Genomic DNA, 14401 nt, shown 5'->3' with positions numbered 1-14401 from the left:
TTTTGCCCCCGACAGGACTCGAACCTGTGCGCACAGTTTAGGAAACTATCGCTCTATCCACCTGAGCTACGGGAGCTTAACCTGGTTTTCTTTTCTGATTCACAATCCTTTGGAAATCGTTGATATTGTGAATTACAATTTTGTCGGGGTATAAATCGAGTTTGCCCGTTTTTACGAACTGCATAATTACTTTTTGGACTTCTCCTACCGGTTGAGCACACCAGCTTGCGATATCATCCACTGTAGCCGTCAAAACGATTTCACTGTAAACATCGTTAGTGTATTGTTTTTCATAAAGCATAAGAAAAACATCGCATACCTTTCCGGTGATATCGTCCATAAGCAGAATCATTAGCCTTCTCTTTTGATCGTAGATACGGAAAGAGAATATATGAAGCAGTTTCATCGCCAATGCGGGGTTTTTGGTCATCAGCATTTCGAAGTTAGCACGGTTGAAGTTGAGTGCTTTGACTTCTGTGACAGCGATTGCAGTGGCGGAACGAGGTTGTTCTTCTAGGATCGCCATTTCTCCTAAGATATCTCCCGCTTCCAAAACATCCAAAGTTTTGATGGAAGTTCCTATCGTTTTGGTGATTTTTACCTTACCTTCTTTGATAAGATAAAAATCGTTTCCTGGCTCATATTCGCAAAACAATACGTCGTTCGGTTCGAACACTTTACCGAACTTTCCGAACATTGCTTCCAGCATTTGGTCGTTCATATTATTTTACTCCTTTGATCTTCTGTTTGGCATCTTCTGAGATGCTGTCGTCCAAAGGAGGGAGGATGGCCACTTTTTGGTACAATTGAATCGCTTTTTCTTTCTCTCCGGAAGCCTCTGTAGCGAGCGCTAGGTGATAAACCGTTTCCTTGAGAAGTTGTCCTTTCGGGTATTTTTTGATATAACCAGAGAAAATGGAAATGGCGGAAGAGTTATCTCCCGACTTAAAGGAAGATTTTCCCATATAGAAGAGTGAGTTTTCTACGAATTGTTCCTCTTCTTGAGTGACTGAATCGGTTCTTTCCGAAACGGATTTGAAAATATCGGAAGCGTCTCCGTACTTTCCTGCGTTCATAAAAGTGGAGGCTTTATCGTAAAGGGCTTGGATGGAATTCGGATCGACGGAGGACACATTGTTTTCTTTTTGAACCGCCATCGTTTTCAGCATTTCTTGTAGTTTGCCGTTTTGCGCTCCCGGTTCCGGCTTATAAACTAACTCTGGTATGGTGAGAGGGAAAGGAGTTTTTCTGCTCGCTAAGTCTAATAATTGTTTGGCTCGGTCTACATACTGTCCGTCAGGATAATGACTTAGATACTGATTGAACGCATAAGCCGCGTGTTCGTAGTTTCCGTTTTTATAAAATACTTCTGCGACGTTCATAAGTTCGAAAGCTGGATTTTTGGCCTCGCCTTGTCCTAAAATCTCTCTTACTTGTCTGTGTACTTGGCGAAGTTGGCTGGAAAATACCTTCAACATTTTGATGATGAGGTGGGTTTTGTCGCTTACGAACTTTTCGAATTCGGGAACCTTAAAGACCAGGACGGTTGCGGTGCCGATGACTTGAGCGGTCTCTTCTCTGGGATACCTTCCTAACGCACTTTTGACGCCGAAGAATTCTCCTATCTTTACATCTTCTTTAAGTTCTACCCCGTTGATGTTTGTATATGTGAGAACAACTCGTCCTTTTTGAAGCACGAAAATATCTTCCGCTTTGTCCTTTTCAAAGTAGACAATGGAACCGCCTTTGTAGTTACGAACGATGGGTCCTGACAAGGTAATCCTCTTAGCGTTTCATTTTCAAAAAATAGGTAAAAAAGCCAATTCCTTTTTGTATCCAACGCTTGCAGAAACTTGTTCCAGAAGTCTTTTGGGCGATCCCGCTACAATTTTATCTTTGCCGCTTAAGGATATGGTTTCCGTATCTATTTCAAGATCGGAAAAAAGTTTTTTATAATGAGGGGACGCCAGGATAGGGGAGCCGTCTACAATCATTAGATCGATTTTGCCGGGATTCAATTGGGAAACGGAAATTTCGTTTTTTGAGGAATCTTCATCCTCCAAGACAAGTAAATCCGCAAGATTTCCTTCTTTGATTTCTCCCAAAAGATTTTGGCGAAATGCTTTTGCCGGATTTTTGGTCACCCAATCCAAAAGTACCGATTCTTGTAGTTCTTCCTCGTACAAGTCTTGGTAAAGTGTTTTGGCCAATTTCATTTCTTCCATTAAGTGCAGGGAACCTGAAGGAGAAAAATCTGTTCCCAAACAGACGTTCACTCCTGCTTCCTGGAAGAGTTTGATGTTAGTTGTTTTTCCGAAAATGTGAAGATTGCTTGTCGGGCACCATACTACACTTGCATTTGCCTTCGCGATTTTTTCCACTTCTCTGGGTCCGAAGGGGAGGCAGTGAACTAAAACGGAATGAGGTCCGAGGGCTTCCGCTTTTTCCAAACGTTTGAGGGAGGTTAAGGAATCTTCATCCAAACCTTCTCCCAAGTGAGTCACAAATGGTTTGTTAGTTGACTCTGCGATTCTGTATTCTAAGGCGGGGCCTTCTCCCCATCCCAAACTGTAATTCCCCAAAGAATGGGACAATGTGTACTCACTGATCAATCGAACCGGCAGATTTCCCACAAAAGGAGCCTGAACTTGGTGGGGGATATGGTCGAATACGCTGGTGACTCCCGCGATCAGGTTTTTATACGATCCTAAAAAGTATAATAATTCCGATTCTAACTGTTGTCTTTCCGCAAAAACTCCGGAGGATTTGTAGAGATTGTCGAAGGCAAGCCAGGAATTGTGTTTAGTGCTTCCTCCCACTTTAGGAAGATAACTTGCCAGTAGATGGTCGTGGGAATTGAAAAAACCGGGATAGAGTTTTTTTCCTCCGAGGGAGACTGCGCTTGTGTTTCCCTCCGTAGCATTCTGATTCGAAGAAGGGGAAACGGAAACAATGGAATTGTTTTCTATTTTGATGTCCGCCAAGGAAGGTTTTCCCGACGTAAAGATTTGAGCACCTAGCAATGTATAAGAGTGACTCATCTTTTATTTTCCCTGTCCTAAGAATACGCCCGGATTGACTGCGGTTTTGTTTTGATTCACTTGAAAATAAAGTCCTTTGTCTTTTGCTAAAGTGCCTAATCTTTCTTTGGCGGCCAAACTTTGGCCTTCCGTCACTTGCACTCTTTCTAAATTTCCATATACGGAATACCATCCGTTTTCATGTTCTAAAACGATATAGTTTTCGTATCCGTCCATGTAATCTATATGGACTACTTTGCCTGCCAAAGCGGTTCTTACCCAAGCGGAGTTTTGTTTGGAATATCTCACTCCTTTGTGAGGATCATAGGTGAGTTCGGAATATTGTTTTTCGATCTTTTCCCAGTGGGGGAGGGGAAAGTTCGGCTTGGAACTGAGTTTTGTTTTTGAAACTGATTGTTGGGAAGAAAGAGAAGTGGAACCGGATACTTTTAATAATTCGTTTTGGTAGAGTGCTTCTTTATCAGTTCTTCCGTTGAGAGCCGCCAAATCTTTCGGATTCATTTTGAATTTTTTGGCGATCCCCCACCAAGAATCTCCCTTTTGGACTCGGTAAACATTGGATAGGTTGGATGCATTTTGTTTCGCATTTCCTTCCCAAGGAAATAGAAGCAATAGGATGAGAAGCAGGATGTATTTTGTAGTAAAAACTCTCATCGGTTCTATTTGAATTTCGACAGAATTTAAGGATTCGGTTTCTTTTTTTGAATCCTTCTTTCCGTTTTACCTCTTTTTACCTCGCCCAAATAAAAAAGCCAAGCGAGTGCTTGGCTTTTTCGTCAGAAACTGTTTTCTTTTGTGAAAAAAGAAAGTCTGTTTTTAGTTCGAAGAAATTACTCTTCTTCCTTATTGTTGACTTTGTATTTTTTCATCAATTCATCCGCAACGTTTCTTGGAACCGGAGAATACTTAGAGAATTCCATCGCAAATTCCGCCTTACCTTGTGTAGATGAACGGAGGATTGTGGAGTAACCGAACATGTCAGCAAGAGGAACTTCCGCTTCGATTTTCGCATAACCGTTTTCTTCCGTAGTATTTAGAATCATCCCTCTTCTTTGGTTGATAGATGCTAAAATAGCTCCTTGGAACTCTGTAGGTCCTTCTACATCTACTTTCATAATAGGCTCAAGGATGATCGGAGCTGCTTTTCCGAAACCTTGGCGGAAACCGTAACGAGCACCGATTTGGAATGCCATATCGGAAGAGTCCACATCATGGTAAGCACCATCGTTGATTGTACATCTAACACCGATGATAGGGAACCCGATGAGAGATCCTCTTTCCAAACAAGAACGGAAACCTTTATCACAAGATCCGATGTATTCGCGAGGAATGGATCCTCCTACGATTTTATCAACGAATTCGTAGTCTTTTCCTTCTTCCAACGGGATCGGTTCGATGATTCCCGCAACGCGAGAGAACTGACCTTGACCACCGGTTTGTTTTTTATGAGTATAGTCGAATTCTGCGGACTTAGTGATGGTTTCACGGTAAGCCACCTGAGGAGCTCCCGTAACCAGATCCACACCGTATTCTCTTTTCATCCTTTCGATGTAAACTTCCAAGTGAAGTTCTCCCATCCCTTTGATGATGGTTTGGCCGGATTCTTTGTCGATTTCCGTTTGGAAAGTAGGATCTTCCTTCGTGAATCGGTTGAGGGCCTTCGCTAAGTTAGGAAGTTGTTTTGACTCTTTACATTCGATTGTAAGAGAGATTACAGGAGTAGGAACAAACATAGACTCCATAGTGAGCTTTGTTTTTCCGTCTGTGAAAGTATCCCCGGAAGCGCAATCGATTCCGAAAAGAGCTACGATGTCTCCGGATTCTGCTTTCGTGATATCTTCCATTTCGTCGGAGTGCATACGCACCAGACGACCGATATTATGACGTTTGTTATTGGATGAATTGTAGATGGTCATCCCTTTTTCCAAGCGGCCTTGGTAAACACGAACGTAAGTTAACTGACCGTATCTTCCGTCTTCCAATTTGAAAGCAAGGCAAACGAGAGGTTTTTCAGGATCGGATTCCATGATAAGCTCATTGGCTTCGTTTCCGATTTCTTTCGCTTTGTTTTCTACATCGTAAGGAGAAGCAAGGTAGTCTGAAACTCCGTCCAAAAGTTTTTGAACGCCTTTGTTTTTGAAGGCAGATCCCATAAAAACAGGAACGAATTTAAGGGCAAGAACCCCTCTGCGAATCGCTTCTTTGATTCTTTCTTCGGAAGGAGTTCCTTCCAACATTTCTTCCGTCAATTCATCGCTGAATAAAGAGACAGCATCCAAAAGAGCTTCTCTTTTTTCGTTGGCTTGCGCTTGCAATTCTTCAGGAATTTCTGTGATTTTGATTTCTTGTCCGTTCGGGCCTTCGAAATAGTAAGCCTTCATCTCAACGAGATCCACAATTCCCTTTAGGTCGTTTTCCAGACCTATAGGAAGTTGAACCGCGTGCGCATTGAGGAATAATTTTTCACGGAGTTGATCGATCACTCTCCAAGGATTGGCACCAGTTCTATCTAGCTTATTGATGAAGGCCACACGAGGAACGTTATAACGTTTCATTTGTCTGTCCACAGTGATGGACTGAGACTGAACTCCCGCTACCCCGCAAAGAACCATAATGGCGGAGTCAAGGACACGTAAAGAGCGCTCTACTTCGATGGTAAAGTCAACGTGGCCCGGAGTATCGATGATGTTGATTTGGATGTCTTTCCAAGTAGTATACGTTGCAGCGGACTGGATCGTGATTCCACGCTCTCTTTCGAGTTCCATACTGTCCATTTTCGCACCAACGCCGTCTTTTCCGCGAACTTCATGGATCGCGTGAATTTTGTTTGTATAGAATAGAATACGTTCAGTAAGGGTTGTCTTACCGGAGTCGATGTGTGCGGAGATTCCTATATTACGAATCTTCTCAATTTTTGGATCGCGTTTGGTTGCTGCTGCAGAGGTCATACTTTCCTCGAAAATATTGTGTGAAAATAAATTTAGATTCTACCAAATTCTGAAATCGGCCTCATTTGTAAAGTACTTGGGGTTTTTAACGGCAGGGAAATATTGGGCTTCCAGAGAGCCTTTTACCGCAAATGATCTTATCACGCCTTAGGCGATTTTTTAGAACCATGTCTTTTGCGCGGGTGGTATGTCTGGGATTTCTTTCCGCCATCCTCATCGGTTCCCTTGCTATCTATACGAGTGAAGCCGGGGAGATTTCTTATGTGGATTCCTTCTATCTTTCCGCCTCAGCGATCTGTGTAACCGGACTTTCTCCCGTTAATCTTTCCGAACTGAATGGCAGCACCCACTGGATCATACTTTCTCTCATCCAATTGGGAGGATTAGGGATCATCAGTTTTACCGTAATCGTAGGTTTTTTAGTCATCAAAGGGATTTCTAGAAATTCCAAATTCAATGCGTTCGCTTCCGCTGCCATCGATAAGGGAGAAGAGACCGAAAAATTGAAATCCAATGAAGTGAATCGGATGCTTCTTTCCATCATCAACATCTCTTTTACTTTGGAATTTTTAGGAGCTATCGGTCTTTATCTTCATATGCCGGAAGGAACGGAAGGTCCGAACGAAAGATGGTTCTTTTCCATGTTCACCGCAATCTCCGCCTTCAATAACGCAGGTTTTTCGATTACGAACGATTTGTCTGCATTGAGATACGATCCTTTCAGTCTTTGTATCGTTTCCGGATTGGTGATTTTGGGAGGAATCGGCTTTCCTGTCATCATTCTTCTTGAGAAAATTCTTTTGACGGTTCTGTTTCGTATCGTAAGCCGAATCGAAATCTCTACGGAAACGATTCTTCTTAGAAAAACCCTGACAACGGGGAGAATTCCCAAACTTCTTCTTTTTCCTACGGAGTTTTCCGCCTTTTTGGAGGCGAGGATTCATAATTACAATCTTCATCTCAGGGGAGAATCTACCCGTATCCAATCCAAACTTTTGACATACGGATCTCTCACCTTGCTTGTATTTGGCGGACTCGGTTTTTATTTTTTGGAGAGAGGGAATCCTCATACATTCGCAAAACTTGAGTTCTGGGATCGTGTGGCGAACGCTTTTTTTATCTCCGCTTGTTCCAGAACCGCAGGGTTTGCGACGATGGACTTTGCGAATTTGAACGATGCTTCCGTTATCATTATCGTTGTGCTTATGTTTATCGGAGGAGGACCGCAAGGAACCGCAGGAGGAATCAAGATTACCACATTCGTTCTGTTACTTGCCTATCTGAAAAACGTGATCCAGCCTTATAAACCGGTGATGCTTTTCGGAGAAGTGGTTTCCAAAAATTCGGTTGCGATCGCCATTCGCGTTTACTTCCTGGCGACTCTTTCTTTGGCGCTTGCTTTTATTGTGTTGGGAATCGTAGATCAAAATCAACATTCATTACATGTGATTTTTCTGGAATTGATCTCCTCTTTCTCTACGGTTGGTTTTTCTTTGAATTTAACTCCTCAGTTGGGAGACATAGAGAAACTTCTTTATGCATCCATTATGTTTGTAGGAAGGGTCGGCATATTCACCATCCTAATCGCTGCTACCGGTCATTCCGGCGTTCCTAAGATGGGAGGAAGCGATGATGGTGTGAAGATTCAAGTCGGTTAGAAAATCACTTTACCGAACATCTTCCCGGGAAAATTCTGCAAGGATTGGCAGGCAAACGTGGCTTTACAGGAATATCTGAAAATTCAATGGAAAAAACCGAGCCTTTCTTCGGAAGAAACGGAGAAAGAAGATCGCAAAAAACAAATCGAAGTTCTTTTGGAAAATGCATACTCTCGTTTGGAGTCACTTGAGATTCTGAATTCAAACGGGAAATGGGAAGACAGTTCCATTCTTTCCCGTTATCTAGGACTGGATCTAATCAATCTTTTATTGCAATACTCTCATAAACCTAAGTTGAATTTCGGAGATGATTGGAAGGCCGCTCTTTCCTCATCAAACTTAGAAACCAAGTTTTCCGGATCTGAAAATCTTTCCGAAGTGCTCGATCTTCTGAGAGAAAACAAAACCTATTCGGAAAAGGAATCGGAAAAAATAGAAAACGGATTGGGAGACTTTCTTGCCTATTTGGAAAAACATTTCCGAATTTTAAGACGTTCCGAGTTATTCACTCCTATCGAACTCTTTAAAAAAAGAATCTTCATACAAGGAATGTTTTTGGTTTCTCTTGTACTCATTGCAGTGGGCTCAGTGATTTACAATAAGGTTCGTTATCCGGAAATGAGCCAAACAGATGTTCAAGTGTTCTATTTGGAAACGGAAAACACTCCTCCTTCCGATCCTGCTTCCACAAAACTTCCTTTATTATTGGCCAAAAAAGGAGAATGGAACATTTACGAGTTCGTACTTCCCAAAAAACAAGCGCTTAGTGGAGTTCGAATCGATCCTTTGGAACAAAAAAGAATGAAATTCTCCGTAGATTCTTTGAAAGTATTCGATGCGGATGGAAAAATCTTGTATGAAAGAGGGTTTCTAATCGGACCTGATCTACTCCCTGAAGGCAAGGGCAACTTCGGTCAAATCAACGATGTTAAGGTCACGAACAAAGCTTTACCCGGAAACCTAATCGAAATGGAGACCACAGGAAACGATCCTTATTTCACTGTTTTTTTTCCTCAAGTGAAGGATGCCGCCAAAGTAGAGTTAAAGATGAGACATTTGGAAGCTCATAAAAAATTCCAAAACGAACCTACTCCATGATATTTCTATATTTTAAATTAATGAGAATCCCTCAGTGGCTGAAAAACATTGTTTTGTTTGCCGGGCTCATTTTTTCCAAAAAGGTATTTGAAATCCCTTCTTTGACGAAGGTGTGTATCGCTTTCGTTTTGTTTTCTCTCGTCGCAAGTTCCCAATACGTGTTTAACGACTTTTTGGATAAGGACGAGGACGCCAAACATCCTGAGAAAAAACACAGACCTCTTGCCAGCGGTGCTTTGGATTCAGGACTTGCCTTGGCATTGACAGGAGTGATCCTTCCTTGTGCGCTTGTCGCTTCTTATTGGTTGTCTCCTGCGTTTTTCTTTCTGACTTTGTTTTATCTTATCTTCAACATTCTCTACAGCAAAGTTTTGAAACATGTAGTGATTTTGGATGTGATGAGTATCTCTGTAGGTTTTGTCGTTCGTGCGATCGCAGGTGCTGTTGTCATTCAGGTTCAGTTTTCCCAATGGCTTCTTCTTTGTACGTTTATGTTAGCTCTCTTTTGGGGATTTTCCAAAAGAAGAGGGGAGATTACGATCCTTCGCTCCGATGCGGGAAAACATCGTAAAATCCTGGAAGAATACTCCGTAGAATTTCTGGATCTGATGATGGGAGTGGTCGCCACTTTAACCTTGGTCAGTTATGTGATGTATACGATCAGCCCTTCTACTGCGAAAAATTTAGGCACTGAAAGTATGATCTATACGGTTCCGATTGTGGTTTATGCCATATTCCGATCCCTTTATATCATCTATATCAAGAATATGGGCCATGATCCGACTCGTGCCATTTTAACGGACAAAAGTGTTCTGGTTGCAGGAGCTATCTGGCTTTGCCTCATCTTATTTTTAATGTTTGGCAACTTATCCTCGATTTCCCCTGTCTTACATTAAGAGGGATGTGTATATGATTTTCTGGAAAAACTGGCCTTATTGGTCCAAAGTAGTCATTGCTGTTATCATCTTTTTTTCCGTTACTTTGGGTTTTGCCTTTCTGAAAGGGAGAGGTTTTCTGCCTAGAACTTCCATAGAATCCCTCGCTTCCACTCCTGTCGAAGCCGCCCGTTGGGAAAAGAAACCCAAGGTGGTTTATTTCTGGGCCACATGGTGCACTGTCTGTAAAACCTACTCCTATCTGCTGAATACGAATTTGAAGTTTTTGAACGATAAAAGCGTGTTTTTATCCGTTGTGGAAGATGAAGAGTCCCTGGAACTTCAAAACTATCTGAAAGAAAATAAAATCGATTATCCCGTTTATTCCGCAAATTATCAGTTGTTACGTGATTGGAAGATAGGAGCCTATCCTACTACCGTTTTCCTCAATGCAGAGGGAAAGGTTTTGTTTTCCGACACGGGACTGATCAATCCTTTTAGTTTTTGGCTGCGTTCTTTTCTCACATCTCTCTATTGAACTGTCGATGATCAGAATATGGAACAGCCGTTCAAACCCAAACCACTGCTTAATAAGTCCGAACTTAGGCAGATCAAAAAAAGCAGAACTAGGGTAGAAGGGAAAAAGGTAATCACCGACGATGTCCGCAAACTCAAGTCTTTAAAAGTCAGCCCCGAGATCAGCCCTTCCGAAGCGGTTCATTATTTCAGAGAACCTGTCTGGATCGAATACTATATCCCTAAAGAATCCAGATTCGCATACGAAACCAAATTTTTATTCATTCATCTGATGGATCCTAAACCTACGGAAGAGGATTCCGATCGGGAATTGAAATCAGCAATCGCAGAAAAAAGAATTATCGATGTTTGGCGGTATTTGAAAGAACACGGAGAAGAGAGTGACTTTATTCGCGCCTCTTATCACAGCAATCTATCCATGCACGAAACCATCAGCAATATCTTTCGCAATTTTAAAGAGACAGGTGATACGGAAGATTTAAAAACAGCCTGTTATCTGACGGAAGCTCTTTTGAAATACGAACCAACTTTAGCAAGCCTTCGTTATTTCAGAGATTATGTGATTTATAATCTGAATTATTTTATTCGAGAATTGAATCGTGCCAAAATCGAATTTTCCCTCGAAGATGCCACTGTATCTCTTCTCATCAAAAGAAGAAACGAACTTTGGGAAGAGGAGAATCGTCCCGAAGATGAGGATTTTGATCTGCTTTCCGCCTTGTTTTTCGAGCAGGCATTCCCTAATCGAGGGGCCAGCGAACTCTCGTCAGATGATCTTCTTCTTTTCGAATGATCTTCCGTATAGCCAGCGAAATAAGTTTCTGACATTTTTTACGTTCGTATCTTCTTTATTTTCCAAAACCGTTTTTTCCCGTTCCTCTGTCAGTTCGTATCTCATTGGTAGATTTTTTTCCTGAAATTCGAACTTGATCCTTCTGAATTCCGATGTTCTGGTGTTTTCTTCTTCCCTTTCTTTTCGAACGGGAAGAGACCTTGCTAATACTTCCAAAAGATCTTTTCCTGAAAAAAGAGAAGGTGAAATTTGAGAGATTCCCAAACTTAAGTCTCGATAGAGGTGGTCTCTATCGAAATCTTTCAGACCTAAAAACAAGGTTTGTCTTTCCTTATGGATCGATTTCAATCTTTCTATGCACTGAGGAAGAGAGGATCCCAAACTGTCCCAATCCAAGATCGCCAAATGGATGGGAGATGTTTGGATTCGTTTGAGCAAATGTTCGAACTTCCCTTCCACATAAACCGTTTCTCCCAGGGAACGAAGCAATGTGGAGATATGTTTGTCAAATATAGGATTCGCAGTATATACCGCCCAATTCGTATAAGATAAATTCGGCGGATAAGAGGGGAGGCTGTTCACGGACCTGCAACTCTCTTCCCAAAGAAGGCTTGCTCCTGATTCGTAATAATTCAGTTTTTCCTGTTCGTCGAAGTTTCCGCATAATAATGGTTCAATGCTCCATTCCAGAAGTTCTTTCGCAAGTTCGGGAGAGGATTTTGAAAAAAATAAAATTCCTTCCGAATGATCTTTCCAGTTTTTTGCATTCACTTCTTTGAGATGCAGTCCTGAATAACGCAGCCAGGCAGAAACTAGATTTCTGTCATTTTCAGGAAGAGATGTCAAAACTGCGCCGAAGAGAGGAACCATTCAGATTGTATTTTAGTTGACCCCTCACCTCGAAAAGTCATTTTAAAATACGTTCCTTGCATGAAGCTACTCAAGCGTTACGCCAATCGAAGACTTTACGATCCGGAGACCAGTTCCACAATCACCTTAGAGGATGTGGCCAGGATGATCATCGGTGGAGAAGAGATCAAAGTCTTGGACAATATGTCGGGAGAAGACATTACCCCTAAAATTTTGGGACAAACCTTCTTGAAGGTGAGTTTGGGGCAAAGAAACGAAGATTTTTCCAATTTTATGCTGACTTCTCTCATTCGGGAAACGGGGAGAGACATCTCCGGTCTTTTCGAAAGGTTGGTTTTGGGAGGGATCGGAGCCAATTATCTAACTTCGGAACGATTGGAAAAAATCGTAAATTCCATGGTCGATTTGGGGGAACTCAAAGAGGCCGATTTCAGCCATTATCGGGAAGATCTTTTACGCAAAATGGCCTCTCGTGCCAGTGAGAAAAAAGAGCAAATCCAGAAAGATTTGGAAAAATTTTCTCTCAGCCTTCAGGAAAAAGAAACCGCTACTTTGGGAGATTTATCTCAAAAATTGAAAGAAGTTGCGGAAAAATTGAAAGACAATTGATCCTTTTTTTTCTTTTTTCGAGTCATAAAGAAGAACATGATCAATGCAAAAACTTTTTTCCAAATCGCACTTACCTTTTGTTTTTTATATTTTTCAGAAGTGTTTCCTCAGGGAAACAAAGACGTTTCCGAAGAACAGTCCGCTTTTTTTAGAGAGCAGAGAAGGCGACTGGATTCTGCGGATACGAACGAAATCCGAGACGCCATAGACCGATTAACCTATGTTAGTAATAGTTCCGGAGTCAGAGACATCATCTCCGCATTGAAAGGAAATCCTACCTTCCCTAGTTACAGCGGCAATTCTCCCGTGATCAAATTTTATGCAGCGAAAGCACTCGGCAAAAAGAAAGAAAAAATTGCGATCGAACCTCTTCTTTCCGAGTTTAAAAAAAATGCGGAACCTCTTGTGGAAAGGGAAATCAAACCTCGCAGTTTGAAGGACGGAGTGAACGGAAACGAGAGTTTATCCAGCCCTTATTTTTTTCTCGAAGATGATATTTCCATGGTTCTCGCCTGCGGGGAAATGTTACGAGCTTTGGGAAACATTCCTCTGAACGAAAATTCGGAAAAAGAAATCAAACAGTCTCTTTCTCATAAAAACTTTTATATCAGAGCGTCCGCAGCGGATGCAATTTATCAGAGCGGTAAAAAAGGACTTATTTCCGGGCTTTCGGAATCTTACGGAAAAGAAAAAGACCCTTATGCCAAAATCTCCATATTGAGTGCGTTAGTCGGTTTGGAAAGAGAACCGAATCAAAATTTTAAATCCGTATTGGAATCCCTTCAAGACAGCGATCCTGAAATCAGAAAAAAGGCTTCGGAAGCACTTGTGCGTCTCGATCTTAGAATCGCTTCGCCATACCTGGAAAAGGCGATTTCCTTGGAGAACCATCCCGGAGTCCTCGCACAAATGAAAGAGGACTATAAACAATTGGAATCATTCCGGGTTCCTTAGAGAATATTTTAGCTATTTTGCGCAATCCATGAGGAAATCCGAACTGATTTCTTCGTGGACAAAATCAGATTTCCGCAGCGTACTAACATTTGCGGAGTAATTATGAAATTAAATAGCATTTTAGAAGCGATTGGAAATACCCCTCATGTCCGTTTGTCCCGACTTTTCGGAGACACTCATGAGGTATGGATGAAGTTGGAGCGCCAAAATCCGGGCGGATCCATCAAAGATCGAATTGCTTTAGCGATGATTGAAGATGCCGAAAAATCCGGCAAACTCACCAAAGATTCTGTGATCGTAGAACCTACTTCCGGCAATACGGGAATCGGTCTGGCTATGGTCGCAGCTGTGAAAGGTTATGCAATAACTCTTGTTATGCCAGAGCATATGTCCGTGGAAAGAAGAAGAATCATGGCGGCTTACGGTGCGAAATTCGAGCTCACTCCTAGAGAAAAGGGAATGCCGGGAGCGATCGAAAAAGCGAAAGAAATTTTAGCTTCTAATCCTAAAGCATGGATGCCTCAACAGTTCGAAAACGAAGCGAACATTCAAGTGCATCGGGAAAAAACCGCAGAAGAAATCGCGAAAGATTTTCCGGACGGACTAGACTATATCATCACAGGAGTAGGTACCGGCGGACACATTTCCGGCTGTGCGGAAAACCTCAAAAAGAAATTTCCTAAACTCAAAGTGATCGCAGTAGAGCCGGAAGGTTCTCCCGTTCTCAGCGGAGGAAAACCAGGTCCTCACCCCTTACAAGGGATAGGTGCCGGTTTTATCCCTAAGAACTGTAAGACGGAACTTTTGGACGAAATCATCACTGTAGGAAAGGACGAAGCTTTCGCAATGGCCGTTTCCGTAGCGAAAAAAGAAGGTATTTTTATCGGAACTTCTTCCGGTGCCAGCCTTGCTGCGGTCGCTAAAAAACTGAAAGAAATCCCTGCCGGTTCCAAAGTTCTTACTTTCTGTTACGACACGGGAGAAAGATACCTTTCTATCGAAGGTCTTTTCGTTTGAT

At 42.1% G+C, this 14401-nt stretch carries 14 protein-coding genes and 1 tRNA gene; 8 read left to right on the top strand and 7 right to left on the bottom strand.

Annotated elements, in window-relative coordinates:
* Positions 1-3: 3 nt before the first annotated feature.
* The 6 genes from EHS15_RS02995 to fusA all read right to left on the bottom strand — a co-directional run bounded on the left by EHS15_RS02995 (position 4) and on the right by fusA (position 5989).
* Positions 4-76 (bottom strand) — tRNA-Arg (locus tag EHS15_RS02995).
* A complete protein-coding gene (locus tag EHS15_RS02990) occupies positions 77-721 on the bottom strand; it encodes a Crp/Fnr family transcriptional regulator (RefSeq protein WP_135759061.1) in 645 nt (214 codons plus the stop codon).
* A 1-nt stretch (position 722) separates the two neighbouring features.
* On the bottom strand, positions 723-1775 hold the full coding sequence (locus EHS15_RS02985; RefSeq protein ID WP_135759060.1) for a tetratricopeptide repeat protein: 1053 nt from the start codon (positions 1773-1775) through the stop codon (positions 723-725).
* Positions 1776-1799: 24 nt separating this feature from the next.
* On the bottom strand, positions 1800-3041 hold the full coding sequence (locus tag EHS15_RS02980; RefSeq protein ID WP_135759059.1) for an amidohydrolase family protein: 1242 nt from the start codon (positions 3039-3041) through the stop codon (positions 1800-1802).
* Between the two features lie 3 nt (positions 3042-3044).
* Positions 3045-3695 carry an LIC_10271 family cell wall hydrolase gene (locus tag EHS15_RS02975; protein ID WP_135759058.1) on the bottom strand — a complete coding sequence of 217 codons (651 nt, stop codon included), beginning with the start codon at positions 3693-3695 and terminating at the stop codon, positions 3045-3047.
* Between the two features lie 176 nt (positions 3696-3871).
* Entirely contained in the window at positions 3872-5989 is a 2118-nt protein-coding gene (gene fusA, locus EHS15_RS02970; protein ID WP_135759057.1) for an elongation factor G, read from the bottom strand.
* A 131-nt stretch (positions 5990-6120) separates the two neighbouring features.
* On the opposite strand from fusA, the gene EHS15_RS02965 reads away from it, so the two are divergent.
* The 5 genes from EHS15_RS02965 to EHS15_RS02945 are packed head-to-tail and all read left to right on the top strand — an operon-like array spanning position 6121 to position 10950.
* The gene (locus EHS15_RS02965; RefSeq protein ID WP_135759056.1) at positions 6121-7647 is read left to right on the top strand and encodes a potassium transporter TrkG; all 1527 of its coding nucleotides are present in this window, start codon (positions 6121-6123) and stop codon (positions 7645-7647) included.
* A 57-nt stretch (positions 7648-7704) separates the two neighbouring features.
* Positions 7705-8745 (top strand): hypothetical protein, encoded by a 1041-nt coding sequence (locus EHS15_RS02960; protein WP_135759055.1) that lies wholly within the window; start codon positions 7705-7707, stop codon positions 8743-8745.
* Positions 8742-9641, top strand: coding sequence for a decaprenyl-phosphate phosphoribosyltransferase (locus EHS15_RS02955; protein ID WP_135759054.1), 900 nt, complete (start codon positions 8742-8744; stop codon positions 9639-9641). The genes EHS15_RS02960 and EHS15_RS02955 overlap by 4 nt, the downstream gene beginning before the upstream one ends.
* A gap of 13 nt (positions 9642-9654) precedes the next feature.
* Entirely contained in the window at positions 9655-10158 is a 504-nt protein-coding gene (locus tag EHS15_RS02950) for a TlpA family protein disulfide reductase (RefSeq protein ID WP_135759053.1), read from the top strand.
* Positions 10159-10176: 18 nt separating this feature from the next.
* Positions 10177-10950, top strand: a complete 774-nt coding sequence (locus tag EHS15_RS02945) for a hypothetical protein (protein ID WP_135759052.1) — start codon at positions 10177-10179, stop codon at positions 10948-10950.
* Here the strand turns inward: EHS15_RS02945 and EHS15_RS02940 are convergent.
* Positions 10924-11820 carry a response regulator transcription factor gene (locus EHS15_RS02940; protein WP_135759051.1) on the bottom strand — a complete coding sequence of 299 codons (897 nt, stop codon included), beginning with the start codon at positions 11818-11820 and terminating at the stop codon, positions 10924-10926. The two genes, EHS15_RS02945 and EHS15_RS02940, sit on opposite strands and share 27 nt — an antisense overlap.
* A 60-nt stretch (positions 11821-11880) precedes the next feature.
* On the opposite strand from EHS15_RS02940, the gene EHS15_RS02935 reads away from it, so the two are divergent.
* The 3 genes from EHS15_RS02935 to cysK all read left to right on the top strand — a co-directional run bounded on the left by EHS15_RS02935 (position 11881) and on the right by cysK (position 14400).
* A complete protein-coding gene (locus EHS15_RS02935; RefSeq protein WP_135759050.1) occupies positions 11881-12429 on the top strand; it encodes a polyhydroxyalkanoate synthesis regulator DNA-binding domain-containing protein in 549 nt (182 codons plus the stop codon).
* A 36-nt stretch (positions 12430-12465) separates the two neighbouring features.
* Entirely contained in the window at positions 12466-13383 is a 918-nt protein-coding gene (locus EHS15_RS02930; RefSeq protein WP_246051864.1) for a HEAT repeat domain-containing protein, read from the top strand.
* A 102-nt stretch (positions 13384-13485) separates the two neighbouring features.
* Positions 13486-14400 carry a cysteine synthase A gene (cysK, locus tag EHS15_RS02925; protein ID WP_135759049.1) on the top strand — a complete coding sequence of 305 codons (915 nt, stop codon included), beginning with the start codon at positions 13486-13488 and terminating at the stop codon, positions 14398-14400.
* The last annotated feature ends 1 nt before the right edge of the window (position 14401 follow it).

The organism is Leptospira idonii (assembly GCF_004770995.1).
Classification (GTDB): Bacteria; Spirochaetota; Leptospiria; order Leptospirales; family Leptospiraceae; genus Leptospira_A; species Leptospira_A idonii.
This window is presented reverse-complemented; position numbering and strand designations above follow the sequence as displayed.